At 42.3% G+C, this 25,850-nt stretch carries 29 protein-coding genes and 1 pseudogene; 15 read left to right on the top strand and 15 right to left on the bottom strand.

The features are described 5' to 3' along the window. Nucleotides 1-222 (top strand): annotated as a pseudogene (locus AC1DXF_RS28695) (hypothetical protein); the annotation flags it as partial. A 361-nt stretch (nt 223-583) separates the two neighbouring features. Here AC1DXF_RS28695 and AC1DXF_RS28690 read toward each other — a convergent pair. After that, nucleotides 584-1,627 carry a sterol desaturase family protein gene (locus tag AC1DXF_RS28690; protein ID WP_477452122.1) on the bottom strand — a complete coding sequence of 348 codons (1,044 nt, stop codon included), beginning with the start codon at nt 1,625-1,627 and terminating at the stop codon, nt 584-586. Between the two features lie 123 nt (nt 1,628-1,750). Then, on the bottom strand, nt 1,751-2,062 hold the full coding sequence (locus tag AC1DXF_RS28685; RefSeq protein ID WP_477452121.1) for a hypothetical protein: 312 nt from the start codon (nt 2,060-2,062) through the stop codon (nt 1,751-1,753). A gap of 239 nt (nt 2,063-2,301) precedes the next feature. Here AC1DXF_RS28685 and AC1DXF_RS28680 point away from each other — a divergent pair, with 239 nt between their 5' ends. Both AC1DXF_RS28680 and AC1DXF_RS28675 read left to right on the top strand, forming a co-directional pair. After that, nucleotides 2,302-2,571, top strand: coding sequence for a hypothetical protein (locus tag AC1DXF_RS28680; protein ID WP_477452120.1), 270 nt, complete (start codon nt 2,302-2,304; stop codon nt 2,569-2,571). 181 nt (nt 2,572-2,752) lie between these two features. After that, nucleotides 2,753-3,319, top strand: coding sequence for a dihydrofolate reductase family protein (locus AC1DXF_RS28675; RefSeq protein WP_477452119.1), 567 nt, complete (start codon nt 2,753-2,755; stop codon nt 3,317-3,319). Nucleotides 3,320-3,369: 50 nt separating this feature from the next. Here the strand turns inward: AC1DXF_RS28675 and AC1DXF_RS28670 are convergent, their stop codons facing one another. The 4 genes from AC1DXF_RS28670 to AC1DXF_RS28655 form a co-directional block, all read right to left on the bottom strand. Beyond that, the gene (locus AC1DXF_RS28670; RefSeq protein WP_477452118.1) at nt 3,370-4,527 is read right to left on the bottom strand and encodes an MFS transporter; all 1,158 of its coding nucleotides are present in this window, start codon (nt 4,525-4,527) and stop codon (nt 3,370-3,372) included. A 181-nt stretch (nt 4,528-4,708) separates the two neighbouring features. Continuing rightward, nucleotides 4,709-5,299 carry a hypothetical protein gene (locus tag AC1DXF_RS28665; protein WP_477452117.1) on the bottom strand — a complete coding sequence of 197 codons (591 nt, stop codon included), beginning with the start codon at nt 5,297-5,299 and terminating at the stop codon, nt 4,709-4,711. Nucleotides 5,300-5,532: 233 nt separating this feature from the next. After that, nucleotides 5,533-6,243, bottom strand: coding sequence for a DsbA family oxidoreductase (locus AC1DXF_RS28660; protein ID WP_477452116.1), 711 nt, complete (start codon nt 6,241-6,243; stop codon nt 5,533-5,535). Nucleotides 6,244-6,556: 313 nt separating this feature from the next. Continuing rightward, on the bottom strand, nt 6,557-7,108 hold the full coding sequence (locus AC1DXF_RS28655; protein ID WP_477452115.1) for a cupin domain-containing protein: 552 nt from the start codon (nt 7,106-7,108) through the stop codon (nt 6,557-6,559). Nucleotides 7,109-7,467: 359 nt separating this feature from the next. On the opposite strand from AC1DXF_RS28655, the gene AC1DXF_RS28650 reads away from it, so the two are divergent. Continuing rightward, nucleotides 7,468-10,326 (top strand): DNA gyrase/topoisomerase IV subunit A, encoded by a 2,859-nt coding sequence (locus AC1DXF_RS28650; RefSeq protein WP_477452114.1) that lies wholly within the window; start codon nt 7,468-7,470, stop codon nt 10,324-10,326. A 58-nt stretch (nt 10,327-10,384) separates the two neighbouring features. Here the strand turns inward: AC1DXF_RS28650 and AC1DXF_RS28645 are convergent, their stop codons facing one another. Then, nucleotides 10,385-10,702 carry a hypothetical protein gene (locus tag AC1DXF_RS28645; protein ID WP_477452113.1) on the bottom strand — a complete coding sequence of 106 codons (318 nt, stop codon included), beginning with the start codon at nt 10,700-10,702 and terminating at the stop codon, nt 10,385-10,387. After that, entirely contained in the window at nt 10,702-10,824 is a 123-nt protein-coding gene (locus tag AC1DXF_RS28640) for a hypothetical protein (RefSeq protein ID WP_255369814.1), read from the bottom strand. The genes AC1DXF_RS28645 and AC1DXF_RS28640 overlap by 1 nt, the downstream gene beginning before the upstream one ends. 200 nt (nt 10,825-11,024) lie before the next feature. On the opposite strand from AC1DXF_RS28640, the gene AC1DXF_RS28635 reads away from it, so the two are divergent. From AC1DXF_RS28635 to AC1DXF_RS28625, 3 genes are all read left to right on the top strand, one after another. Beyond that, nucleotides 11,025-11,408: a TraR/DksA family transcriptional regulator gene (locus tag AC1DXF_RS28635; protein WP_090645387.1), complete on the top strand. Its 384-nt coding sequence runs from the start codon at nt 11,025-11,027 to the stop codon at nt 11,406-11,408. Nucleotides 11,409-11,617: 209 nt separating this feature from the next. Next, complete coding sequence (locus tag AC1DXF_RS28630) at nt 11,618-12,262, top strand: hypothetical protein (RefSeq protein WP_477452112.1); 645 nt, start codon at nt 11,618-11,620, stop codon at nt 12,260-12,262. Between the two features lie 102 nt (nt 12,263-12,364). Continuing rightward, complete coding sequence (locus tag AC1DXF_RS28625; RefSeq protein ID WP_477452111.1) at nt 12,365-12,730, top strand: DUF1304 domain-containing protein; 366 nt, start codon at nt 12,365-12,367, stop codon at nt 12,728-12,730. Between the two features lie 19 nt (nt 12,731-12,749). On the opposite strand, the gene AC1DXF_RS28620 is transcribed toward AC1DXF_RS28625, so the two are convergent. The 4 genes from AC1DXF_RS28620 to AC1DXF_RS28605 are packed head-to-tail and all read right to left on the bottom strand — an operon-like array spanning nt 12,750 to nt 14,434. Next, on the bottom strand, nt 12,750-13,064 hold the full coding sequence (locus AC1DXF_RS28620; RefSeq protein WP_477452110.1) for an antibiotic biosynthesis monooxygenase family protein: 315 nt from the start codon (nt 13,062-13,064) through the stop codon (nt 12,750-12,752). A 17-nt stretch (nt 13,065-13,081) separates the two neighbouring features. Continuing rightward, on the bottom strand, nt 13,082-13,306 hold the full coding sequence (locus tag AC1DXF_RS28615; RefSeq protein ID WP_477452109.1) for a hypothetical protein: 225 nt from the start codon (nt 13,304-13,306) through the stop codon (nt 13,082-13,084). 2 nt (nt 13,307-13,308) lie between these two features. After that, nucleotides 13,309-13,959, bottom strand: coding sequence for an NAD(P)-dependent oxidoreductase (locus tag AC1DXF_RS28610; protein ID WP_477452108.1), 651 nt, complete (start codon nt 13,957-13,959; stop codon nt 13,309-13,311). A 1-nt stretch (nt 13,960) separates the two neighbouring features. Next, entirely contained in the window at nt 13,961-14,434 is a 474-nt protein-coding gene (locus tag AC1DXF_RS28605) for a hypothetical protein (protein WP_477452107.1), read from the bottom strand. A 97-nt stretch (nt 14,435-14,531) separates the two neighbouring features. On the opposite strand from AC1DXF_RS28605, the gene AC1DXF_RS28600 reads away from it, so the two are divergent. Together AC1DXF_RS28600 and AC1DXF_RS28595 are read left to right on the top strand one after the other, a co-directional pair. Next, on the top strand, nt 14,532-15,164 hold the full coding sequence (locus tag AC1DXF_RS28600) for a MarR family winged helix-turn-helix transcriptional regulator (RefSeq protein ID WP_477452106.1): 633 nt from the start codon (nt 14,532-14,534) through the stop codon (nt 15,162-15,164). 139 nt (nt 15,165-15,303) lie between these two features. Next, entirely contained in the window at nt 15,304-15,882 is a 579-nt protein-coding gene (locus AC1DXF_RS28595) for a thioredoxin family protein (protein WP_477452105.1), read from the top strand. A gap of 227 nt (nt 15,883-16,109) precedes the next feature. Here the strand turns inward: AC1DXF_RS28595 and AC1DXF_RS28590 are convergent, their stop codons facing one another. The 3 genes from AC1DXF_RS28590 to AC1DXF_RS28580 all read right to left on the bottom strand — a co-directional run bounded on the left by AC1DXF_RS28590 (nt 16,110) and on the right by AC1DXF_RS28580 (nt 19,563). Beyond that, nucleotides 16,110-18,017, bottom strand: coding sequence for a DUF294 nucleotidyltransferase-like domain-containing protein (locus AC1DXF_RS28590; protein ID WP_477452104.1), 1,908 nt, complete (start codon nt 18,015-18,017; stop codon nt 16,110-16,112). Continuing rightward, complete coding sequence (locus AC1DXF_RS28585; protein WP_477452103.1) at nt 18,014-18,715, bottom strand: 3'-5' exonuclease; 702 nt, start codon at nt 18,713-18,715, stop codon at nt 18,014-18,016. Before AC1DXF_RS28585 ends, AC1DXF_RS28590 begins: the two co-directional genes overlap by 4 nt. A gap of 383 nt (nt 18,716-19,098) precedes the next feature. After that, a complete protein-coding gene (locus AC1DXF_RS28580) occupies nt 19,099-19,563 on the bottom strand; it encodes a hypothetical protein (RefSeq protein WP_477452102.1) in 465 nt (154 codons plus the stop codon). A gap of 282 nt (nt 19,564-19,845) precedes the next feature. On the opposite strand from AC1DXF_RS28580, the gene AC1DXF_RS28575 reads away from it, so the two are divergent. From AC1DXF_RS28575 to AC1DXF_RS28550, 6 genes are all read left to right on the top strand, one after another. Beyond that, nucleotides 19,846-20,187, top strand: coding sequence for a HopJ type III effector protein (locus AC1DXF_RS28575; RefSeq protein ID WP_477452101.1), 342 nt, complete (start codon nt 19,846-19,848; stop codon nt 20,185-20,187). Nucleotides 20,188-20,452: 265 nt separating this feature from the next. After that, nucleotides 20,453-21,124, top strand: a complete 672-nt coding sequence (locus AC1DXF_RS28570) for a hypothetical protein (protein WP_477452100.1) — start codon at nt 20,453-20,455, stop codon at nt 21,122-21,124. Between the two features lie 234 nt (nt 21,125-21,358). Further along, nucleotides 21,359-22,240, top strand: coding sequence for a DUF2262 domain-containing protein (locus AC1DXF_RS28565; protein ID WP_477452099.1), 882 nt, complete (start codon nt 21,359-21,361; stop codon nt 22,238-22,240). Between the two features lie 701 nt (nt 22,241-22,941). Next, nucleotides 22,942-23,523, top strand: coding sequence for a Crp/Fnr family transcriptional regulator (locus AC1DXF_RS28560; protein WP_477452098.1), 582 nt, complete (start codon nt 22,942-22,944; stop codon nt 23,521-23,523). 118 nt (nt 23,524-23,641) lie between these two features. Next, the gene (locus AC1DXF_RS28555) at nt 23,642-24,520 is read left to right on the top strand and encodes an NmrA/HSCARG family protein (RefSeq protein ID WP_477452097.1); all 879 of its coding nucleotides are present in this window, start codon (nt 23,642-23,644) and stop codon (nt 24,518-24,520) included. Nucleotides 24,521-24,572: 52 nt separating this feature from the next. Further along, complete coding sequence (locus AC1DXF_RS28550; protein WP_477452096.1) at nt 24,573-25,484, top strand: pirin family protein; 912 nt, start codon at nt 24,573-24,575, stop codon at nt 25,482-25,484. Nucleotides 25,485-25,850 lie beyond the last annotated feature (366 nt).

The raw sequence follows: 25,850 nt of genomic DNA, 5'->3' as shown, positions 1-25,850 counted from the left end.
ATGAGAAAGCTTCGCGGCCGGAAAGATTCGGGAATAGCCATAAAAGCAGGTGCCAGAAAGCTGGCTATAGCCTATTACAATACATTAACCAAAGGAACCGCGTACGTGGAGGAGGGAACTAAGCGTTATGAAGAGCAACTAAAGAAAAGAGAGATGGCATCATTGAAAAGATTAGCTAAAAAGCACAATGTGCAACTGGTTGAAAATCAAACTGCTGCATAATGTGTCAATGGCAGGTACGAAGGATCTGTCCGCTGTGCATGACCGATAGAAAAGTTCGCGAATAGATGCTTCGTACCTCAGCATGACAGTCTTTTATTTTAGTATGTCATTCCTTCTCCAGAGGTTAGCCAAATTTTACCACTACCCATGACGTGTTGAAAAATCCCAGACTTACGAAGTTTTTAAAACTTCGTAAGTCTTTCGCAGGCATACATTCTGTCATTCTTAAATTCTGAAAATTCTGATTCAGACAAATGCGTAAGGGATTGGCGCGGATACCGTCAGTTAGCTAACTGATAAGGCCTGTGCAGTATGAGCAAAAAGCCCGACCCCAACTTCTACCAGTTGGGGTTACGCCCTATTACATTAATATACTTTCAGTTTTGGGCTTCTCTCCAATCTTCTGCTTCTGCAGCTCCTCAAAATATTTTTTCTTCACAACGGTGGTCATTTTATGGTCGCCGGTATGGCTCCAGCCGGGGGGCATTACGATGTAAAGGAATTTATTTTTGATACCGGGAGCCTTGTATACATCCTTGGCTAAAGCTACAATTTCGCCAAAGTAGGCATCCAGGAAGCTGTTTTTAATCATGGGGCGGCTGATGCCGTATTCTATAGGGATGTTGCGGTCTTCGTTTTTATAGGTGCCAAAAATACGGTCCCAAATGGGGAGCAGGTTGCAAAAATTGGTATCCATATAGGTTACGTTGCGGGCGTGGTGCACCCGGTGGTGCGATGGCGTAAGGATAATGTTGTTCAGAAAACCCAGGCGGCCATCTTTTATGGCGTTTTCGCCTATGTGGATAAAGGTGCCCCAAAAGCCATCAATAAACATGATAACACCCAGCATAACCGGACTAACACCTAATAAAATACAAACTGTGGTGCGGATAAAATCGGCATAGGGTGCCTCTAAAAAGAAGTGGGCGTTGCTGATGGCTAAATTCATGCTTTCGGGCGCGTGGTGGGTGGAGTGCAGGCACCAGAAAAGCCTTACCTTATGCCCAAAGTAGTGGTACAAAAAGTGGGCGAACTCCCAAACTATATAGCCGTAAATAAACCAATACCACGTGAACGAAGTTTTGAAAAAGGCATACTTTTCAAACAGCCCTATGCAAAACATCACCATGGCGATTTTAATATATGTGCCGATAAAGGAGTTTAAAACGAATGAAAAAAATGAGAGTTTATAATGGATAACTTTAAAACGTTTATAAAAAGCGCCGCGAATTATTTCGAGCAGCAGCAAAAAAGGCATAATAGGGAATAGCATAGCCCGAAAACCATCGTAGGTAAGCAACCTGCTGTAATTGCCCGATTTGATGATGTCTGCTAAACTGCCCCAGCTGCCCCAGCCAAAAAAATCTTTAAAAAGATTAAGTATGGAATTAAAAAAAGCACTCATCTGAATTTTATAATTGGTATAACCGGTGGGTTAATGTACATACATTACAATATTATAAAAATAGAATTACAAATGAAAAGAATGAATGCATGTGCTATGTAACAATACCGTGCAACCCGGTGTTTAATAAATAAAGCCCTCCATATGTTGCACGTGTTCTTCAAACTCCAGCAGGTAATTGGCGTCATGTGCAAAGTACCGGGCCTTTTCATAATCTTTACCGGCAAACAGTTTAATTGATTCAAATGAATCCCATTTGGTAACAGTCCAGAAATGGCAGATATCGCCGTCTATTTTCCGCCAGATCTGGGCCGATAGGTTGCCTTTGATGTTTTTGTATTCGATAATTCCGGTATCTTCAATATATTGAAGATAGGTATCGGCATCGGTGGCTTTTGTGCGGCCGTGCCAAATACGGATGATCACTTTTTCCATAAATAAATAACGCCGGTCTTAAAAGTTTGTTTAGCCCTGTCGTTTCCTGTTTGAACAACATTGCCAGCTGCTATTTTCTGCAGGCAATCCCTTTTGGGGCTAAGTCGATTGGCGTAGCCGGGCAGAAGGGTTCAAAGGGCGTATGTAAAACAGAATGTCCCTCTGTATGTTATTTTATAAAACTTATACCGATCAAATGCCCTCATTAAAGATGGTAGAGAGGATTTAAAAATGCGATTATGAGTGCTTACCAACAAAAATGGCTGGATGTTTTACACCGTACTAACCTGCCCGGATGGAAGATAGAGCCACTGGGCGATGATATATTTATTGAAATGCCGCATGTAAACGATCTGAAACTGATTCGCGATAACCTGCCCGAAACACTGGCTTTAATGTCGCTGGATATCGCAGGGCCAAAGGAAAGGTTGAAATTTATTATCCACAACGGTTACGAACAGTTTGATTACCTGCTAAACCCCGGCGATGCCGATTTAAATGAGGCTTAGTGGGGGGGATTGTGTTGGATAAAGTAATAAAAGCACCCGGCGTTTGAATATCCGTTGCCCATATTTCTCAATTGCTTTTTTGCGCAAATTACCTGCTGTTTTGTCGTGATTATACCTGCCATATTATAGATGCTGTGCAGATATTTGTGATAGAAAAATACGCAATCAAAAAAACAATCTTATGAGAAAATTGAAATTACAGGTACAAATGACCTTAGATGGTTTTGTAGCCGGGCCGGATGGCCAGTTGGACTGGATGTGGATACCGGGCGAACGGGACGAGGCCGTTTTTAAGAAAGCAATTGAACTGGCCGGGACTTGCGATATCATTTTAATGGGCCGCAAAATGACCGGGGAATTTACCACTTACTGGGAAAACGTGGTGGACAATCAGCCCGACAGTCCGGAACATTCCTTTGCGCAACAAATGGTAAACATGCGGAAAATTGTTTTTAGCCGCACGCAAACCACTATCAGCGGCAGGAACGTAGAAGTGGAAAATGGCGACCTGGCCGCTGCAATACAAGCCCTGAAAGAACAACAGGGCAAGGATATTATGGTTTATGGCGGCGCTAACTTTGTAAGCTCGCTTATTGGCCTGAACCTTATTGATGAATATTTTATTTTCAGGAACCCGGTTGCAATCGGGAGCGGGCTTTCAATTTTTAAGGAGAAAAAATTACTGAAATTAGAAAGCTCCGTCGCTTTCAAGGATGGAAAAATACTGGATAAATACCTGCCGGAATAAGCGGGGGACGTTTACAGGGGGCAACCGGCTTATAATTCAGCGCCGGCTATTTATGAATCGAGCTTGGCTTTGGTAGATACCACGACCACGGATAATCCCATGAGCGCTATCAGCACAAACGAAGCCCGTAGGGTGGCAATGCCCGCGATAAACCCAATAACCGGGGGGCCAACCAAAAAACCAAGAAAGCCAATTGTGGATACTGCTGCCAAAGCAACGCCCGGCTGCATGGTTTTCGATTTACCCGCCGCACTATAAACCATAGGAACCACAGATGATACGCCTGCACCAACCAGTAAAAAGCCAAACATTGCCGCATAAAAATTGGGGAAAATTACAGCTATGGTAAGCCCTGTCGCCGTTAGCAAACCGCTTAATTGCAATGTGCGTTTTAAGCCAAATTTATGTGCAAACCAATCGGCAACAAAACGACCGGCGGCCATAGTAAACATAAACGTTGTAAAACCGAGCCCCACTAATTTTGCCGGAGCAATCACTACATTTTGAAAATATATGGAACTCCAATCAAACATAGCCCCCTCACAGATCATGGAACAAAAGGCGATAATACCCAATTTAATGAGAGATTTATCGGGCATCACGAAGGCTGGTCCCGCAGTGGCCACTTTGTCGTCTTTTAGATAGCGGGCAGAAATGAAAACACTTAAAGCAATAACTAAAAGCATCAATAAAAAGTGGTAGAGCGGTGCAATATTTATAGCTATCATAAATGCGCCCACGACACCGCCCGCAAAGCCAGCCAGGCTCCACAAGCCATGAAATGATGCTAAAATAGGTCTGCGATACAGTTCTTCGGCAGCCACGGCCTGAGTGTTTACAGATATGTTTACAGCATTACTGCTAAAGCCAAAAAAAACCAGGCAGACAATAAGTTGAAATGGGTTTTGTGCCAAGCCTAAAGTTACCAGTGAACTTGCGTATACCAATAACGAACCTATCAATAAACGCCGACTTCCGATTTTGGTTATAATCCAGCCGGAAAATGGCAATGAACACATTAAGCCAATTGGTAGCGAAACAAGTACAGCGCCCCACGCGGCTTCGGAAAGGCCTAAACTTTGTTTAATGGTAGGAATACGCGATGCCCAACTTGAAAAACTTAGCCCTGCCATAAAAAACATAGCGCCAACGGCAATGCGCAAGGCCCTTTTGGAATTTAAAACAGGAAGTGCGGGAGCATCTATCATTCTTGATTTTTTAAACTAAGTGTTATAAGTACACTTAGTATTTATTAATGCAAATATACGTGTTTTAATGACACAATGAATTAGCTAAATCGTTTTTTACTTTGTGGTGAAACGGGAAAGAAAAAAGCAGTTGTTTTTTAAAACAACTGCTTTACAGAAATATGATATTGGTTTGGGTGGATTATTGCCTTAAATTAAAAGATCCTTTTACATGATGGGTATTAGATGAACCATCCATTGCATCGCCGCTAAATGTGCCTTGTACAGTTCCCTTTACATTAGATGAATGGCTTAAAATGGTAGCCTTTGCCTGGCCGTTGGCCTGGCCGAATAGTTGTAAGGTTGGGGTATTAATGCTAACCGAAAAAATATCGTAAGTGCCCGGTGTAATACCGGTAAATATCAAAATAAAACTTGTACTCAAGTTATTGGGATTTAGCATCGATATTTGAGTAGCCCCGTTTGGATATAAAATGCTTGTTCCCTGTTCGCCGGGAGAAAAAACAGCGAAGATTGTATTTGTGGTATAAGTAACTACAGCGCTACTATCCACCCGGTACGAAATTGTACCTACCGCGCCAATAGCGACGTCCCCATTACCGCCCGTGCCGGTACCCGTACCCGTACCCGTACCTGTGCCTGTGCCTGTACCAGTTCCCACTAACGTGGTGTCTTTAGACTTGGTTGGCATAACGTCGCCGCTAAGTTTACAACTGCTTATTGTAGCTATTAAAATGAGAGCTGTAAAAATTTTAGAGTATAATTCTCTCATACACAATTTATTGTTTAACAAGTACTTTTACTGCATTAAATATAATATTGTTTCGCCTTATTTAAAAATAAATAAAACTATTTTTTATATTGTTTGTATAGTGCGGTTAAAAAAAAGAAGGTATAGGTTAAATAACGAAATTTATTTAATCTATACCTTCGGTAATTTACCTACCTGATAATATGGCTAATATAAAAAGGCAGGATAATTTATTGTACAGGCTTAATCATTGATTAAGCGCAATCGCCATCCGGGCTGCATGATTCGCCTTCAATAACTGTTAATGCAGGTTTACTGTTTTCCTGTTGCCATTCGGCAAATGATTTTTCTATAGTTTCCTGGAAAACCGGAACCGCCTGCGCGCCCGATACGCCGTATTTATTGTTCATTACAAAAAATGGTACGCCCCTGATACCTAATTGCTGTGCTTCGGCAATATCGTGTTTTACGCTATCGGCATAGGCGTCACTTTCCAATACCTGTTTTATCTCGCCGGCATCTAGGCCTATGCTGGCACCCAGGTTAATAAGGGTATCGCTATCGTCAATATTAAGGCCTTCAGTAAAATAAGCTTTAAATAACGCTTCTTCGGCCTCATCGCCCAACCCATGTTTTTTGGCCAGGTGGCTAAAACGGTGCGCTTTAAAACTGTTGGCAACTACTGCCCGGTCAAAATCATAAGTTAGCCCTACTTCGGCAGCCATCTGGGTTACATGGTTGTTCATTTGTTGGGCGTAATCAAGCGTCCAGCCTTTTGCATCGGCCAGGTATTGGCTAATGTTAATATTGGGGTCGGTTTTCATATCAGGGTTAAGCTGGAAGCTTTTCCATTCAATTTCAACCTGGTCTTTATGGTCAAACTGCTCCAGCGCCTCTTCAAACCGGCGTTTGCCTATATAACAAAAGGGGCACATCACATCGCTCCAGATTTCTACTTTCATCATGGTATTCATTTTATGTTGATGTACAAATTTAAAATATGCCAATGGCATCCCCGTAAGGGCAAAGTAAAATTTGAACGGTCGCAGATGATCTGAACTCGGATTAAGCAGATTCTCCAGATTTTTTTGATTTGATTTGCAGGGGACGAATGGTAAAAATTTCTAAAATCTGTGTAATCTGATAAATCTGCTTAGCAATCCTGGTTCAGACAAATCACTAACCAAACAAGAATTCGTGAAATTCGATTCAATTCGCACCATTCGTGTTAAAAACATCATCTGCACATCTGAAATTTGAAATCTGCACATCTGCCTCTTAAAACCGCACATACTTTTCAATAAGGGCCTTATCAATACCTTTTGAACGGGCTTTTTTTGCCTGTTTTCTTAATATAAACTCAAAAATGCTCATCCAGCCAGGTAAATTGCTTTCGCTGATATCAAACAGCCAGGCTAACGCCAGTTTATCCTTCGGGAAACCTTTTTTATTGGTGAGGCCATCTGATGCCAGGCCATATCCTATCTGAAGCGATTGCTCAAAGCCCCTGCTTGCCGGCCTTAGTTCTACCCTGAATTTGCAGGGTTTGCCGCTCCTGTTCCTGAACAGGTGGTTAACGTTGGGTTCGGCCAGGGCCTGCTGGCCGGGACCCAGTTTATATATATTTTTGCCCAATGCTACCTGCACTTCGCCATCAAGGCAACTAAATTTTTCGCTATAAGTTTTGTGGTAATGCAGGCCCACACCGCCGCCATCGGCCAGTTCAACTTCTACTAATGTGTATTCGCCATCAGTTTCGGCGGCTGTTTTCAAAAATACAACAGTATCTTTTTGGATCGGGTTATAAATGCTCCTGCGGTTATCGGTCATGATTGCTTGTGATTTATCATTATATACGGTTAGTTAAATAAAAAGGATTTTTTCTGAACTCGGATTAAGCAGATTCTTCAGATTTTTTTGATTTGATTTGCAGGGGGATGAATGGTCAAAATTTCTAAAATCTGTGTAATCTGAAAAATCTGCTTAATCCAAGTTCAGACAAATCACTAATCCGGCAAGAATTCGTGAAATTCGAATCAATTCGCGCCATTCGTGTTAAAAAAATCATCTGCACATCAATCTGCGACAATAATTTTCAAATTTTCAAATCCTCAAATTTTCAAATTATCTCCAACCTGCACATCAGCATTATTTTTTATCTTTACCCATCCAAAAGTTTTTAGCGAATAATGAGTGAAGATCTGAATCAAAACGAGATACCTGACAATAACGACGACAAATTACATAACGTTACCTCACTCGACGGGTTATACGAAAACTGGTTTCTTGATTATGCCTCTTACGTTATCCTTGACCGTGCCGTACCACACATTAATGATGGTTTAAAACCGGTACAGCGCCGTATCCTGCACTCCTTAAAGGAAATGGACGACGGGCGCTTTAACAAGGCAGCCAACGTAATTGGCAACACCATGAAGTATCACCCTCACGGGGATGCATCCATAGGTGATGCCATGGTGCAGATTGGGCAAAAAAACCTGCTGATTGACTGCCAGGGCAACTGGGGCGATCCGGTTACAGGCGATTCGGCAGCTGCGCCGCGTTATATCGAGGCCCGTTTATCCAAATTCGCCCTTGATGTTGTTTTTAATGCCGATACCACCATTTGGCAGGCCAGCTATGATGGCCGTAATAAAGAGCCTATTACGCTGCCTGTAAAATTCCCTTTGCTGCTTGCACAGGGCGCCGAAGGTATTGCGGTAGGTTTGGCTACCAAAATATTGCCGCATAATTTTATCGAACTGATTGATGCATCCATAGCAGCCCTTAAAGGTGTGCGGCCTAATTTGCTGCCCGATTTTCCTACCGGAGGTATGGCCGATGCATCTGCTTATAACGAGGGGCAGCGCGGCGGCAAGGTGAGGGTACGCGCCCGCATTGCCGAAAAGGATAAGAAAACGCTGGTGATATCCGAAATTCCGTTCAGCACTACAACCGGCGGGCTGATGGAAAGCATTGTGAATGCCAACGAAAAAGGCAAGATCAAGATCAAGAAGATTGAAGATAATACATCAAGGGATGTAGAGATTGTAGTGCACCTTGCGCCGGGTATATCACCCGATGTAACTATCGATGCATTATATGCCTTTACCGACTGTGAGATTTCTATATCGCCCAATACCTGCGTCATCCAGTCGGATAAGCCACGCTTTATGAGCGTGAACGATATGCTTACCGAAAGCACGTTTTTTACCAAGGAGCTGTTAAAACAGGAGCTGGAGATCAGGCTGAAGGAATTGATGGAGAAGATCTTCTTCAGTTCGTTGCTTAAAATATTTATACAGGAGGGGATGTACAAACACCCCGACTACGAAACATCGGGCAACTTTGAAACTGTGTTGGAGGTATTGAACCGCTTGTTCGAGCCATTCTTTCCGCAGTTTTACCGTACCATAGTGGCCGAGGATTATAAAAAGTTGATAGATAAACCTATGAGCAGCATCACCCGCTTTGACGTTAAAAAAGCGGATGAGCAGATGAAGGCCCTGGAAAACGAGATAAAACAGGTAAAACATCACCTGAAACACCTTACCGATTATACCATTGCCTGGTTTGAAAAGCTGCGCGAAAAGTACGGGAAAGACAGGGGACGTAAAACCGAACTGCGCACCTTTGATAAGGTAGAAGCAGCGCAGGTAGCTTTAGCCAACATAAAATTGTACGTTAACAAAACCGACGGCTTTGTGGGCTCGGGCCTTAAAAAGGATGATGCGGTTGAGTACGTTGGCGATTGCTCGGATATCGACGAGATCATCGTTTTCCGTGCGGATGGCCGCTGTCTGATCACCAAAGTGCAGGACAAGGTGTTTGTGGGTAAAGATATCATCCACGTTGCCGTATTTAAAAAGAACGATGAGCGTACCGTTTACAACATGATATACAAAGATGGCGAAAGCGGCATTGCGTATATCAAACGTTTCTCGGTAGTGGGGGTAACCCGCGATAAGGAATACGACCTTACCAAAGGTACCAAGGGCACCAAAGTGCTTTATTTTACAGCCAACTCCAACGGCGAGGCCGAGATAGTAAACGTGCAGCTTAAGCCACATTCAAAACTGAAGAAACTGCAGTTTGATGAAGACTTTGCCTCGATAGCTATTAAAGGCCGTGGATCGATGGGTAACATCATTACCAAATACCCGGTTAAAAAAATTGTGCTGAAATCAAAAGGCGTATCAACCTTAGCCGGAAGAAAAATTTGGTACGATGAGATCCTGAAACGCCTTAACGCCGATGGCCGGGGCAAATACCTGGGCGAGTTTGATGGCGACGACCGGATCCTGAACGTATTAAGTACCGGTGTTTACGAGCTTACCAATTTTGATCTGAATAATCATTTTGATGATAAAATGATCCTGATTGAAAAGTATGATCCTAAAAAAGTTTTCTCGGCAATTCACCTCGATGGAAAATCTAAAAACTACATGGTTAAACGCTTCGTGTTTGAAACTATAGCTATAGGCAAACAGGTAAGCATCATCAGCGATGAGCCCGGATCAAAACTCCTTTACATTGCCAAAGCAAACCAGCTGGTTAAAATTGTACAGTTAAAAGGTAAAGAGCAGGCCCCTGAAACTATTGAGTTAAACCTTGCCGACCTGATAGATGTAAAAGGTATGAAAGCTATGGGCAACCGCCTGTCGCAATTGCCTATAAAATCTGTTGAGCTGATAGCTACTGAGGAGATTGCCGGGGAACCGGTTGAGGAAGAAACGGAAAGCGAAGCAGAAGAATTGGAAGAAATAACAATTGAGGCCGATGAAGCTGAACATGAGCCGGAAATTCCGGCAGCGAAGCCAGAAGTTTCGCCTGTGCAATCGCCCCCAAAATCGGTTGAACCTCCAAAAGAAGCATCATCCAAAACAGAATCAGTGAAACCGAAGGAAGCTGAAACGGGGAAAGCATCCGATGAACCGGTAGAGCCATCACCAAAACCGGCGCAAATTCAAACAAAAAAGATTGATTTTGAGATTACAAACCCGGATGACATTGATATAGACGATAAAGGCCAGTTAGGGCTGTTTTAAATTATGATTAAGCCATCAGTTGCATTTGCAGCTGGTGGCTTTTATTAACAGTAAATCATTACATTTTCCTTGTAGCCACATAGGCCACCAGGTACTGAGGTTCGGCCTTGGGGCCCGCCTTAAGTACACCTTGTTCTGCACCGGCAATTACCTGGTTTAGCCGGGTGGCCACAATGCCCGGCACGGTGGCAAGTACATCGGGCGGCAGCAGAGCCGATATTACCGGGTAATATTTCTTTTCGATAGCTGCTTTTTGTTTATCGGCGACTATGCTTACATTCCACAATTCGTCTTTAGCAAACCCGTACTCACTGGCGCAGTTGGTTAACTCATATAAAAAATCCCTGGCCTGGGCCTCGGCAGATTTAGCGGCCATTATTTGGCTTTTTTATTGGGTACTATAATTTCAGGTTTGGCTTTGCTGGTTTTCCCGGCCTGGTAATCAGACGGGGCTTTTTTACCTACCGGATTCGGCATGCTTTTTTTGTCTTTGCTCATGGTAGTATGGGTTTTATAACCTGCCGGATGTATTTCTGGCTGTGTGTAGTAATCAAAGATGAACTAATAAAACGATGTTTGCGCTATGTTAAAATAATAATTAAATAATTGCGGTATATTTACTTTTTGATTAAAAAACAACAAAACTAAATCGTAGTTGATGTGTTGTTTGGTTCAATAATAAAAGGTAAACTGCACTCATGAACGCTGAACAAGAAAAAACAAGATATAACGAAACCGAATTACTGGAATTTAAAACACTGATACAGGGCAAAATTAAATCGGCCCGTGAAGAATTGCTCGATCTGACCTCTTCCATCAGTAATCCCAACGCCAATGGTACCGATGATACGGCCAGTTCGCACAACACTTTAGAGGATGGCTCGGCTACGCTGGAGAAAGAGTCTATTAACCAACTGGCATCGCGCCAAAAGAAATTTATCGATCAGCTGGAAGCAGCCCTGGTACGTATAGAAAACAGAACGTATGGTATTTGCCGCGAAACCGGAAAACTTATTCAACGCGAACGTTTATTGGCTGTACCCCACACTACGCTGAGCATGGCGGCCAAGCTGAAGCAATAAAAAACAGCTTAAACTGAATTAATTATAAAGCCCGGATGTTTGTTCATTCGGGCTTTGATTTTGATACAGATTCTTCCGTTTGCTATCCATATAATTTCCGGGTGTTTATTGAAATCATTCGGGAATTGCCATATATTTATCAGCTAATAAATCATTATCACAATAACCGCTTAATAGTTTGCCTTAACGCATAAAACAAACCTAACCCGATGAAAAAATGGGCAATAATTATCGTATGCTTTTCTTGTTTATTTATAGGCGCCATTTGGTATATCGAATTTAAATATAAATTAGAATCGCTCGATTGGTTATTAACCAAATTGGCAGGAATGGCTATTATATTCCTTGCTTTGGTTTTTGTTGTGGTTAGTGAAAAAGAATCAAAATGGAATAAAATTTTAAGGATAAGTAATTTGCTTTTTTGGTTTATATATATGGGATATAAAGATGTATCTAAATATAACCGAAATGTTCACCAGGATAAATTTGGCCTGGCGTTTAATGTCACCAGGCGAAGATTAGGAATACCCGAAATTCCCACCAATTGGCAGATTGAATCCCGCTGGGACAGATCGGTTAATTGGAGGGCGAGGGATACAATAATTGGACATCAATCTAAAGGAGTATATTTCGACTCAAGCTTTAACGTTGTGACAGAGGTAGACTATTACAGACTTAAACCAATTGACAGTGTATCAAGGGATATGTCCATTTCAGTCGATTTTGGCCATGGTAAAATTAAAGACTCCATTTTTTATAATTTTAACCCGGGCGATAGCACCCGGTCAATTTCAAGACAACAGGCCGACAGCATCTTTGCAGCGGAAAAAATCAAAAGAGATTATCAACGATAAAGTATCCGGGTGCCCGACTAAACAACCTAAAAGCAATATTCACCATGCTTTTAAAATTAAGCGATATTTAGCGTAGTTTTATACAATTAGCCTGATACCATCATGAAAATTATAGCATCAATATTAATAGCCCTGGTTGCCATTGAGCACATTTATATTTTATGGATAGAAATGTTTGCCTGGACAACCAAAGGCCGCGCAACTTTTAAAAGCTTCCCTGCCGAGCTGTTTGAGCCTACCAAAAATCTTGCAGCCAACCAGGGGCTTTATAACGGGTTTTTAGCCGCCGGGCTGATATGGGCGCTACTCATTGGCGATGCCGTATGGGCCAAAAATGTGGCGATGTTTTTTTTAAGCTGCGTAATAGTAGCGGGCTTGTATGGTGGCTTTACCGCAGGCAAAGCTATTTTTGTAAAGCAAATGCTGCCCGCCGCCGTAGCATTGTGCGCGGTAGTGATATGGATGTAGGTTAACCCCGCCTCGCTGCCTAATTACTAAACCTGTTATATTGCCCGCGCTCCATCCTGATATCCAGGCGCTGCAGCATGGCCGGTAAGTTGAATCCTTGTTGCTGATATTCGGCCTGCACCAATTCTTTCGCATTTTTTAGTGCTTCTTCACTGGCCCATACAGCTATGGTTACGCAAATAAAGTTGCCTTCTTCATCTGTGCGTTCATATGCCTCATCGTGAATAAATCCGGGTAGTTGCTTGATAAACGAACGGTTGATGTGCATGCGGTCGGTAAATTCCGCCTTTGCGTTCTGGGGCATTATAAAGCGGTCGATAAATATTTGTTCCATTTGATTTGTGTTATTAATTATGTTAAAGGTGTGCAGGCATAACCCTGCCTGTTCATGATATGGATAACCTGCGGCAGGTTAATTTCCTGCTGCGTTGATTCAATACGCAGTATCCGGTCGCAATCCTCCAGGTCGAAATTGATGCGGCAATGGGGGAGATGTTGCAATAACAGGCTAATCAGCGCAGCGGTTTCGCATTCCTGTATTACATCGGTTTTAAATATTTCAACCTGGGTGTTCATGATCAGTAAGCAATTTCGACGGTTGCCCTGTAAATTTCCTGGTTAATAAGGTTGCTTACCATATAATGGGCTACATCCGCACGCGATACCTGGAGGCAGTTTTTTAAAAACCGGTTTACGGCAGTGCGGTAATTAGCCGTTAAAGGTTTGTCGGTTAACTGTGGTGGGCGGATAATTGTCCACCCGGCGCTGCTTTCTTTTACGATAGCTTCCATCCGGCGCAGGTCGGCATACATATGTTTAAGTAGCTTTTGAATTACATATCGTGCAACCAGGCGCACATACCAGGGAATCACAGGGCTGATTTCCACGGCCGAAGCCGAGATACAAATGATGCGTTTAACCCCATGCTGCTCCATTGCTTTTAAAAGATTGGTGTTGCCCTGTGAGTAAAGGGTGGTAGGCTTATCGCTAAATAAACCGCCGCTTACACCTAATGCCGATAGTACAATTTGCTGGCCCGCCATTTCATCCGCAAAACTTTCAGGTTGCATGATATCGCCCTTTATAATATTAAGATTGGGATGCATCAGCGGCAATTTAGCCGGGTTACGTACCAGCGCGGTTACCCGGTGACCGGCCTGCAAAGCCTGCTCCACGGCCTGGCGCCCAATGCCGCCATTGGCGCCTGCAATAAATATGTTCATGGTCATATCAGTTAAATTTAAATACGCTTAAAAAAATAATCAGTAAAAACAGCAGCAACTGCAGCAGGTGAAAGGTTTTAATACGGCTTTTGATGCGGGCAACTTCGGTTGTAAACACCAATCCGCCAGCTTCCAGTAACTTGCGAAGCTTTAAGCCCTGCCGCCGCCCTATGAGCAGGCTATTCAGGATTACCAGCAGCACCAACCCAAACTTAATCCGGAACCAGAGCTGCTCGCCAAAAACGCCGTGGGTTACGGCCATCATGCCTATGCCGCTTGTGATGAGTACGGCAGCGCCAATACCGGCTACACGCGGCAGCCTGGCCATCATGTTCAATAATGCATCGGGCCGGGTGCCCTGGCCTGCAAACTTCCAAAACGATGCGTAAGCCAGGTAATCAACCAATGTGGTACCGGCCATTAATACTAATGCTGTTAAATGAAGCACCAGCAAAGTGGGTAAAAGATAGGTGATTTGCATAAGTTAAACCTTTTGGTAGTAAATAATATACAATATTATACCATATGGTAGTATGTTGCAAATTAATTTTGTCATTTTTTTATAATTTTGCTTCCAAATGGTAGTAAATCAAACAGTAGAGTTAGTGAAGCGCTGGGGCGCTTACGAAGCGCAGCATCCCGGGGCCAGTATTGAAGATTTTTGCCGGCACCAACTGGCGCAAAATGTTAAGCCCGAAAGTTACGGAACGCCCAAAGGCGACCTGCGGCCCGACCTGAATGGCCAGTTGGTGATCCTGTTGCGCCGGATTGGTAAATTCCATATCGCTTATTCAAATAAAGCGCTGGAGGGCACCGGGCTCGACCAGATGGAAGAGTTCGGGATCCTGGTGACCATTTATAACCAAAAGAACCCCATCAAATCAGAAGCCATCTACAATAACATTATGGAACTATCCAGCGGCAGCAATATGTTGATCAGGCTAAAGAAGCGGGGCCTGGTGAGCGAATACGACGATGAGCAGGATAAACGGGTAAAACGCCTTAAACTGACCGCCAAAGGCGAGGCTACATTATTAACTGCTAAAGAGGTGGTACTGAAAGTGGCCCGCATGATGGTTAATGACCTGAGCGACGAGCAAAAGCGCTTATGTATTCAGCTACTGAGCCCGATTGATCGCCGCTTCTCGGGCTTGTTCCAAAAACAGCGCAATAAGTCGTTTGATGATATTTATGTGGAAAATATCGGGTAAATAAAATGTGGGCCGCGAATTATCACGCGACGGGCAAATTGATATAGCAACTCATATGCAGCCATTGCGGTGTACTCAAGCCTGCTTAAATTACTTATTTAACCGTAGATTTGTTAATACAGATTAGCTATAACACCTTATGGATTTCATAGCCTACCAGCAACTCTTTCAGTATATTTTAATGGATACCAATCCCCGGTTTCCTTATGATGACCCCCATTATTTGAATTATACCCGGCTAAATTGGTCGCGGCAGGAGCGATGGATGAAAGTGGGTGTGTTGAATGAAGAATTAGTTTCACTGATCACGGGTATCGACACCAAACAAAACTGGACTATTATCACCGAGCCCTGGTGCGGCGACGCATCGCATAGCCTGCCATTTTTGCACCGGTTATCGGAATTAAACCCACTGATAAAAGTAGACTATCAACTAAGGGACAGCGAGCCGTTTTTAATAAACAATTACCTCACCAGGGGCAGCAAATCAATACCCAAACTGATTATTGCCAATACTGAAAATACAGACCTTGCCACCTGGGGCCCAAGGCCGGCCGGTTGCCAGGTGCTGTATGAGCAGCTTGTTAAAGACCATATTGCTATGGATCAGCAGAAAATTGCTTTACAGCAATGGTACAATGCCGATAAAGGCGTGAGCTTACAGCAGGAGTTGGTTGTTATTTTTAAGGCGATTGAGGGTAGTGGTAAAATGTTGTGAATTTCTGAAGGGGGGAACAACATACAAAAAATAAAAGATTGTCATCCTGAGGTACGAAGGATCTATTCGGGAACTTTTCTATCTGACATGCAGAGCTTATAGATCCTTCGTACCTCAGGATGACAGGGGAATTGGGTATGTCATGGTGAGCCTGTCGAAGCATAGCGAGCAAAGGCCTCTCCGCGCGAGTCTTCGACAGGCTCAGACTGGCAGGCCAGGGCAGAAGATCAACTCAATAATCCACCCGTAAACGATACCTTAATCTTCGATTGAAAGTTCTCGATGATCTTGAAAATTTCTTTTAGTGTAACCCGTTCAATTTTTGAAAGTTGCGAGATATCGATATAATTATCGGGTTCGGTATGGTCCTGGATGATTTGCTCGGTTTGTTTTTTTAGCCGCAGGTTCATCAGGAAGTAGTAGGATTGGATCAGTTCGTGGTATTCCGATTCGGAGAAAATTCCCTTTGCTTTAAGCGCTTTCAGGCGTTCGCCGGTGTTTACTTCAAAAATGCGGTTTTTAAGGGCATAAACACGTACCAGGTCAACAATGGGGCTCATTGTTCTTTTGATATCAAATACCTCGCGGCTATCCTTTTTAAAGGTACGTATGGTATTGAAAAACGTTAATGGCGGCTCATATTGCAAAGCATTTTTAGCCATGTGGAAAAATAGCTTTTCTAAAGGCTGTTGTAGTCGCTCATCTAAAAACTGGTGCAGTTCGTCCATAATGGTGCTTTCGCCATAAATGGTGCGGCAATCAAAAAAGGTAGAAAAGTTGATCACCGTTTCGGGGATAGATTCGTCCATCCAGTAATCGTAGTTGCGTTTCCAGTGCGATAGCGAGTGCGTCCATTTAGGGTTTTGGGCCATAAAATCGCCGGTACAATATACAAAGCCGATGTTGTTTAAATCGTTTGACACACGGCTGGCCAGGTCAAGGAAATAAGCCCTTACTTCTTCGCGGTGCTCATTGGCCTTATCTTCATAAATAATGGCGTTGTCCTGGTCGGTTTTAAAGGTTTGTTCTTTACGGCCCTCGCTGCCCAGCACCATGAATACAAATTTGGCGGGTGGCGTCCCAATTTGGGCAATCACACTTTCAATTACTTTTTGGGCAATGGTATCGGCAACGGTGGTTATTATCTGGTTCACAATTTCGGCGTTAACACCGCGGCCAAGCAGCTGGGTTACAAATTGCGGTACACTTTGCCACTTGCGTTTCAGCTCATCTGTTGATAACGCCAGCTTAACCGATTGTATAAATACCAGCGGCGATTGCGCCTGCTCGCTCAAAAGCTTGTTGCGGCTGATAAAGCCCACATAGCCCTCCGCCTTTTGAATGAGGATATACCGGGTTTTGGTCTGGAACATCATCAGCAAGGCCTCATAAACAAAGGCGTCCGCGCTAATGCTCACGATGGGCGCATCCATTACCAGGCTTACGGCACCGGCGGTGTCAAGCTGCCGGGCTATTACTTTATCGCGGAGGGTAATATCGGTTACGTAGCCGATAATTTTTTGCTCATCATCCAATATAAAAAGGCAGCTGGTTTTTTGCGCGGCCATCAGCTGTGCTGCTTTAAATATGGGGGTTTGCCGGTTACAGGCTATTACAGGCCGGTACTCGATACTTTCAATGCGGCGCGAGTATAATTGCTCGGATGCGATATAGCTTTCGGTAAAGGAGGCAGGTTGCTTAAAAAAATGGACAAACTCCTCGTTCTGCATCCGCTTGCCAAACTCGGCTGTAAAATGCAGGAAGAAATCTTCGTACGTTTTGCACAGCAGCCGGAAATCCCTGCGGTGTAAAAAATACACCAGCGTTCCCTTTTTAGCAACAACCGTACGTAACGACCGCCGCCTGTTAAGCAATACCGAAACGCCGCCATAGCAAAAACCGGGCTCGTGGTTTTCTATCAAACGCTTATTGCCGGCGCTATCGTAAAAAAAAGATTCGTAGCTGCCCTTTACAATAATATCAACCCCCTTCATCATGGTTATATCCTGCTGGTAAATCACTACGTCTTTTTGATAGCTGATTTCCTGCAGCTGCTCGGCTATGCCTTGCAGCACCCCGGTGGGCAGGGCGTTAAAGGGCGTGATAGTTTTCAGAAATTCCAGTCGGTTGTTCATAAGCTGTAAATGATGATAGCTGCCAACAATATAAGCATTAGCGCGGGCAACAAACAGCCTTTTTGTTTTTGGGCAGGGTCGCGCTGTTGTTCAAAATCCTGGTTTTGCCGGCTGATGCTTTTATCAGATATCTCGCCACGGTTGCGTAACTCAAAAAAACATGCTGCGGTAGCCTGTGCATCATGCAGGGCGTTATGCTGGTGCTGCAAGTCGGTGTTAAACAACATGTAATATAGCTCTTCTAACCGTAAATGTCGCGTAAGTGAACTGTGAACCAGTTGCGTGGTAGCTACCATAGTACAAAAAACAGGTAGTTTATGCAAGGGGTTTTCCATTGCCGACCGGTAAAACGCCGCGCCCAGCAGGTAGTAATCCAGGCGTATAAAATGGCCTGTAACCATAGGCTGGTATTGCTGCAAATCGGCAGTCAGCAATTGCAGCACTTCGGTTCGCGGTTTGCCGTTTATAGCCAAAAACTCCGGTGTAAGGCCATGAATAGCCAGGGCAGCAGGCGTAATATGGATGCCTTCACTGCCGATGTAATGGTTCTGCTGTTTAACCAGCGTGTGGCGCTTATCATAAATAAGCCATGACACCTGCAGGGCGTGGGGCCAATTCCCGTCGGCACTGTAGGGCTGGTCCCATTTTATCGGGAGGCCCGATGCTTCTGTATCGATAAATAAAAGATAGTTGTTCAAGGTATTTGCCGATGCTGTTTACGCTGGCATCCAAAAGTAATTAATTCTACTAAAAGTTGATGGGAATTAAATGGCGTGAGAGGCCGCTTGAAATTTGGAAACTTCCAATAGCCGGGGGTACTCCCTTATTTCTCTCTCGGAAGAAAGTGCACAGAAATCAGGCAAATTATTGCACTTAGCAGCAGGATTGTTACAATGAGGGTTATCAATGATGTAAGTGATTGGTTGCTATAAAGTTACAAAAAAAATATCCGGCTCAAAATATTTTAACAAAAAAAACGTTAAAGACGATTTTGTGTAGCACACGCGGGCGGATGATAGGTGAATGACATCCAAGAGGCAGGGGGGCGCGATAACGATCAGGAGACCGAATTTGTGTTTTATTACAGCGTTGGGCTATCGTAAAACCTTGTCCTTAGCTTCTCTTTCAAATAAATTTCCAAAATTTCTATCTCGCCGGCCTTGTAAATATCCTCCAGGCTTAGCGTATGTTTTTGGCTTTCAAGCTCAATAATCAGCGAGGGGACTTTTTTTACAGCTATATAAATGCAATATAAGCCCAGCAGTAATGGTAAAACCGGGAGCACTATCGATTCTATATAGATACGGTGTACTGCAGGATTATGAAAGTTTTCAAATACACCTATAGCGTTGTACACCGCGAAACCAACAAATAAAATCCCTGCGATTAAGGTGAGCACAACGTTTTTTGTTTCGACAGCCCTGGCGAAAGTGGCTTTGTGCACATCATTGTAATTGATTGTTTTGTAATTGAACCGGTTGCGCAGCAGGTGAACGCCCTGTGCGGATAAAGCAAAGTCTTTCGACTGGATGTCGTAATTGTTCATGATGAGGCAATTTGGTATTAAGCAATTTATCCCGGAGGCAGTAATCGCGCTTTAAATATAATGAATGACGGCGATTCTGCAGGAAATAGATTAGAGTGGCGGTTACATTTAATCAAGCCCATTTAATTACACGGGAATTGATGATTGCGTGTTTTCGGCATACTGTAACCTGGGGAAACATGCATATTGGGTTGAAGCCGGAGAATAGCGGGTTTACTAAATGAGTTATAGGATTAATTGGATTGATTTTTCTTTTTTTACTTTCGCGAAAAAATATTCTGAATGAAGGAGCAACTACTTGAGCTAATAATGGCATCCCAAAAAGGATCGCTGGTATTTAGTGATGTTATCAAATTAATTGAAACTTATTACAATCATCAACCAACCGCTTTTAAAAATGGTGATTTATATAATGAGGCAACGCAAAACCAGGGAAGTGCAAAGGTTTTTACCTGTGCCCAACTCCATAATTTAAGCGCAGCCGACACACTTTATTTATTTGCCGAACATTACCAATCGGTATTAGCCAGCCCGGATGCAGCGGACCATCAAAATATAAGGCAGTTTATGGCCCATGGCTGGCCTGGTGTTGTTTTTGAGGGGGAGGCATTGACAGCGAAGTAGCAGTGGTTTAAGGCCACTTAAGGTCTCTTTTTAAGGATATAAGGTCGATTTAATATCGAACACCGAATATTCAATTTCGAATAATGAAAGAAAAACTTCGGTGTTGGATATTGGATATTCGGTAATCGATATTATTTTTCACTTCTGTTTTTCTTAACTTAATGACATTGGCATAGCGGAGGGGTACAACCGAAGAAAAGTTGTGATGAAGAACTGAAAACATTTCCGTACCTTGTTTACTGCGCGTTCTCGCGCGTAGCAATTTATGAAACCGGCACAATTAATTTTACTTTATACCTCAATTGTTATCACCGCATTTGTTAATGGCAATTATCAAAACGCGCAACCCGCTGTTAATAACGAAGTTGAATATAACCAATTTAAAACAGGTGTAAATACCAATAAAAACCTATTGAGTAAACATCCAACAAAAGATATCAGTAATTATTTGTTCAAACTGATAGATGAGGATATTTATAACTATTGGGTTGGTACGCCCTGGGAATTTTATGGGACTACGCAGCAACCTAAATCAGGAAGTATTGCCTGCGGATATTTTGTAACCAATACCTTAACAGACCTTGGCTTTAAGATTAATCGGGTCGGTCTTGCTGAAGTTCGCTCCGGCGACATGATCAAAAAGCTTTGCGTGGGGATTGAATCATTTAATAGCCTTAATAAATTGAATGGCTACTTAGCTAAACAGCCTATTAACTCCGTTTTTATTATCGGCCTTGATTTTCATACCGGCTATATTGTTAAAACCGCTACCAATTGCTATTTCTTTCATTCCAGCTACATCAAAAAGGAAGGAGTAGTAAGGGAAAAAATAAATACATCGCAAGCACTAAGCACCAATAAATTCTTTATGATTGGCAGCTTAACAGCAAACGAAAGTTTGTTACGAAAATGGGTTACGAATAGGCCCGTGATTTGAGTTATTAGTTACTAAATCTATCGGCAAAAGCGGTAATAACCCTGTAGTCAGAAAACAGGCATAGTGGCTCGAAGTCAGAGACTCGAACAGCGGGCTATCATATATTTTAATTAAAGGAAAGTGGTAATATTTAACAAACTAAAGGCAATATTCGGTGTAACCGAAACCAATACCTTAAAAACGAAAAATTCCGTTTCAATATCAAAACTACATGAAACCTGGAACTATAACCAGATGGACATGCTTGAACAAGCCAGATTAGGCAGACCGAAAGAAGTGAGAAATTTTCTTCTACAGTTTGCTCCTTTTGCCGCTGTAAATGATGATTTTACTATATTATTGATATTAAGAACTTTTCAAGTATCAATGCTTGGTAACAAAAGAAAGATCTTAAATGGTTATCCAATAGACGAAAAATTCCAATGGGGAATTACCATCGTCAAATCGTCTGCAAATGGAGGAGCACAACATAATGTTTATATTCCTAACGAGAAAAAGTATCTGGGAATTAAAATTGAGGCCGATAGGATTGAAATAATAACCGATGATTCAGCAGTTCATACCAATGAAGCCGAATTAACACGAAAATTATTTTTCTTATATGATGAATCGTCATACGGAATAGCAACCGCGTTTGAAGAGTTAAATGATGAGCATTATCTTGAAAAACCTAAGCACGATTTTACTGGCAGTCGAACCATTACAATCCCCTCAATTGGCGAACTTATCTACGATGAGGAATTTGATTGGTATGAAGGTAAATTTACAGATGACTATACTATCGCGGTCAATATACATCACACTACACAAAATGAACTCCAAAAAGTTATCGAATTTGCCGATAGCCAATTACGATCTAAATTTTATAATCAGATGCTTATAGAAATGGAGGGCGGAATGATCGAACTAAAAAATGGAGCATGGCTGGATGACGACATTAATGAGCCAATTACTGTTGAAGAATTTAGAAAACGAATTACTATAGAAAGTATTGTTTTTTATGACAATTGCTCTACACAGATTTATTGTAATGATGACAACCTCTTTTTCGGCCATTCTATACAAATCGAAGTTGACGAAAATGGAAAGTACATTGCAGCAAGTTTGGTTGGATGATAAATGAAATAGCCATCTTACGTCGTTATTGATAGTAATAAAAGATAGGTACTACCATCAAACTGGAAGTGAAGTAATTATAATTTAATCTTCTATAAACAGGTCCGATTTCAGTATGTCCTCGAGGGAAATCGTTTTTAAAATCAAGAAAGAAACAGGAGGCACCTACGGAGCCGAAAAACGAGCCCTTTTCACTATAAACACATAACTCCGCTGGAGTTGAAATAGTCGGTGTATCACGGACTCCGGCGGAGTCCCGTGTTTATAGCATAAAGGAAACCTAAAAGCCAGGCTCCGTAGGTTTCTCCTCTTTAAAAGCGATTTTCCTCCGCTGTCCGAAGTCTCCGCCTTCGGATGATTATGCCGATAGTCTCTGACTATCGAATGATAAGGTTATAGATCGGCAATTGCTGAATGGATAAATAAAGCTATCGGCAAGGGCGATAACAATCCTTGTAGTCAGAGACTACAGGCATAGTAATTCGATTCTGAGACCTCGAACAGCGGGGCTTTAGCTTCTAACTAAATGCTTTCTTAATAGATTAACTTTGGGTTTAAAAGGCTAATCTGCTTATTGATTTATTTTTTTTGATAAACTTTACATTTGTTACCGGTTTACATTTGCTTTTAAAGCGGGCACTGGTATTATCAAAGTGAAATATATCTTTGCATTGGGTTCAATTTAATAATCATTAAAATCAATGCACAAAAACCTGTTAGCATACATCAGGCAATACGCTACGTTGCCGCTTACAAGTGATGAAGAAGCGTTAATTGTAGCCGCTTTTAAACCCAAAAAGCTCAGGAAAAAGCAGTACTTTTTGGAAGAAGGCAATGTGTGTAAATACGTTGGTTTTATTGTAAAAGGTGCTATGCGACAATATAGTGTAGATGACAAAGGTGCGGAGCATATTGTACAATTATACATTGAAAATTATTGGGCAAGCGACCGTGAAAGTGCCATCATGCTTACTCCATCAAGATATAATATTGATGCCTGGGAAGATACCGAACTACTCATTGCTACAGTAGCCGACATGCTGGATCTGATAGAAAAAGTACCTGCATTTGGGCAAATGACAAGATTAATGGACCAAAGAAGTTTCATTGTTTCTCAGCGAAGATTGAATTCTACCATTAGTAATACAGCAGAAAAACGCTATGAAGAATTTGCCGCTAACCACCCTCAATTTATTCAACGATTTCCTCAGCATCTCATTGCTTCTTTTTTGGGCATAACTAAAGAAACTTTAAGCAGAATTAGAAAACAAGCAAGTAAATAACTTCTATTTTAATTTTTGATTTTACAAAAGCGTTGATATTTATCAACGCTTTTTTTTATCATTTCTCATCGTTTCGGGGCGTGCTGTTGCTGCAATTTTACATCATAAAACAAAACAGATGAAAAAGCAAACAATAGTAGTAGTTGGAGCAACAGGTGCACAAGGCAAAGGCATTGTAAATGCACTTGTAAATGAAGGCTCTTTTAATGTGAAAGCAATAACCCGTAATCCGGAAGCATATACAGGCAAAGCAAATGAAGCAGTTTATGCAGATCTGAAAGATTTGCAATCCTTAAAAGATGCTTTTACAAATGCCTATGGTGTATTTGTGGTAACCAACTTTTGGGAAGGCGCCGACGAAATTACCCAGGGTAAAAATGCCATTGAAGCAGCAAAAGCAACGGGAGTGCAACATTTTATTTGGTCAACTCTTCCGGATGTGGAGCTCATTAGTGAGGCAGGATTTGAAGTGCCGCATTTTACTTTAAAAGCTAAGGTGGATGACCTGGTAAAAAGTGCAGGGTTCAAATATGCAACATTTGTTCAGCCACCGTTTTACTTTCAAAACCTTGTCGGGATGCTGGGGCCACAACCAAAACAAGATGGCACAACCGGCTGGACACTACCGATTGATCCAGCAAGAAAAGCGATTCACATGTCGGATATTAATGACCTGGGAAAAGTAGTCGCTGGTGCATTTTTGCAACCCGAAAAAGCCGGAAACGGCAATTACCTTTCTTTGGCAACAGATTTATATAGTTTCAACGATATTATAGAAGCCTATAAAACCAATGGCAAAGACCATAGCTTTTCGCAAGTGCCGGCTGAAGTGTTTTCAACTTTTTTTGAAGGAGCAAAGGAGTTAGCAGATATGTTCGGGTATTTTGAAAAACACACGTACATGGGCCCAGGTTCGGAATCACGGATTGAATTGGCAAAAGAAATTGCCACCGGCGAATTTGTGCCGCTCCAGGAATGGCTGAGTGAAAACAATTAAGCAAATGAAACTATCATGAGCCAACACTCAAAAAACAAAATGAGTATAGCTCATGATAGCTTCATATCCATTTAAAAAAAATTATATGCTGATGAAAAAGAAAACGAGTTTCTCAACAACAGGCAATAGTGCCGCAGTAGGCCCGCTATCAATCCAACGAATGTTACCAAATCGGTACGCCAACAAAGTTGGTCCTTTTGTATTTCTCGATTATGTTCGCCCGGCCGTTAAAGAAACCATAACCAAAAATGGTATAGGAGCCCATCCACACCGGGGCATTGCAACGTTAACTTATATTCTTCAAGGCGAAGTAGAGCATTTTGACAGTGCGGGAAATGAGGCGATAATTCATTCAGGAGGCGCACAGTGGATGAAAGCCGGTAATGGGATAATCCACGATGAAAATTTAAATTACGACTCCCAAACAGACAGTAAATTTATCCAGGGTTTTCAATTTTGGATAAATTTACCTGCAAAAAATAAAGCCGAAAAGCCGGCTCATATCGCTATACAAGCCAATGAAGTCCCCCAAAAAGTATTGCCAAATAATGATGGTTGGATAAAAGTAATTGTTGGCAGCTATCAGGAATTGAGTTCGAAGATCCCCAATTATTCCAAGCAGTTTTTGTATCATATTCAATTAAAAGCGGGCGCACAATTTTCAGTAGCAATGGAAAGCGACACAGAAGTTGCGGCCTTTTTGCCCATACAAAATGTGATGCTAAACGGCACTGAATTTCAGGCAGGTGAATTTATTGAGTTTGACAAAGCGGCCGGAGAAATTGAAATAAAAAACACTTCTTTAACAACCATCGATGTCCTGTTATTTGGCGGTGAAGAATATACAGAACCTGTGGTAGCAGAAGGTCCGTTTGTAATGAATTCGCAAGCAGAAATAGCAACTGCCTACCGGGATTTTCACGCAGGAAAATATGGGAAGATAAAATTGACAGTACAAAAATAAATTAGTTGGGGGAAGATTAAAAAGCCTGTACACTTTTTAATCTTCCGCTAACTGAAGTCGAAGAATCGAATAGCGGGAGATTATAAATATTCGCTTGAACGCTGGCTATGACTCTGTCGCTGCCGCAAGGTACTGTCATTAAAAACAAGTGTTTTGAATAATATTTTTCTTTTAAATTTGTAATGCGAAAGAAGGCATACGGCGAGCAATCGACGGATGACTATCTTGTGTAGCCTGGCTTTTAGCCGGGCTACTTCTTTAGCCCTTCGGGCTAAGCGAAAGAAGGCACCGGCTCTCTTTCTCCAGATGTATTTTTTATTGCTTCCGGCCCTTTTGGCATAAATGTTTCATTCTTTTTCCATAGTG

The sequence above is a fragment of the Mucilaginibacter sp. P2_A5 genome (assembly GCF_056404995.1).
Note: the sequence above shows the minus strand (reverse complement) of the source record. Positions and strands in the feature narration are given on the sequence as shown.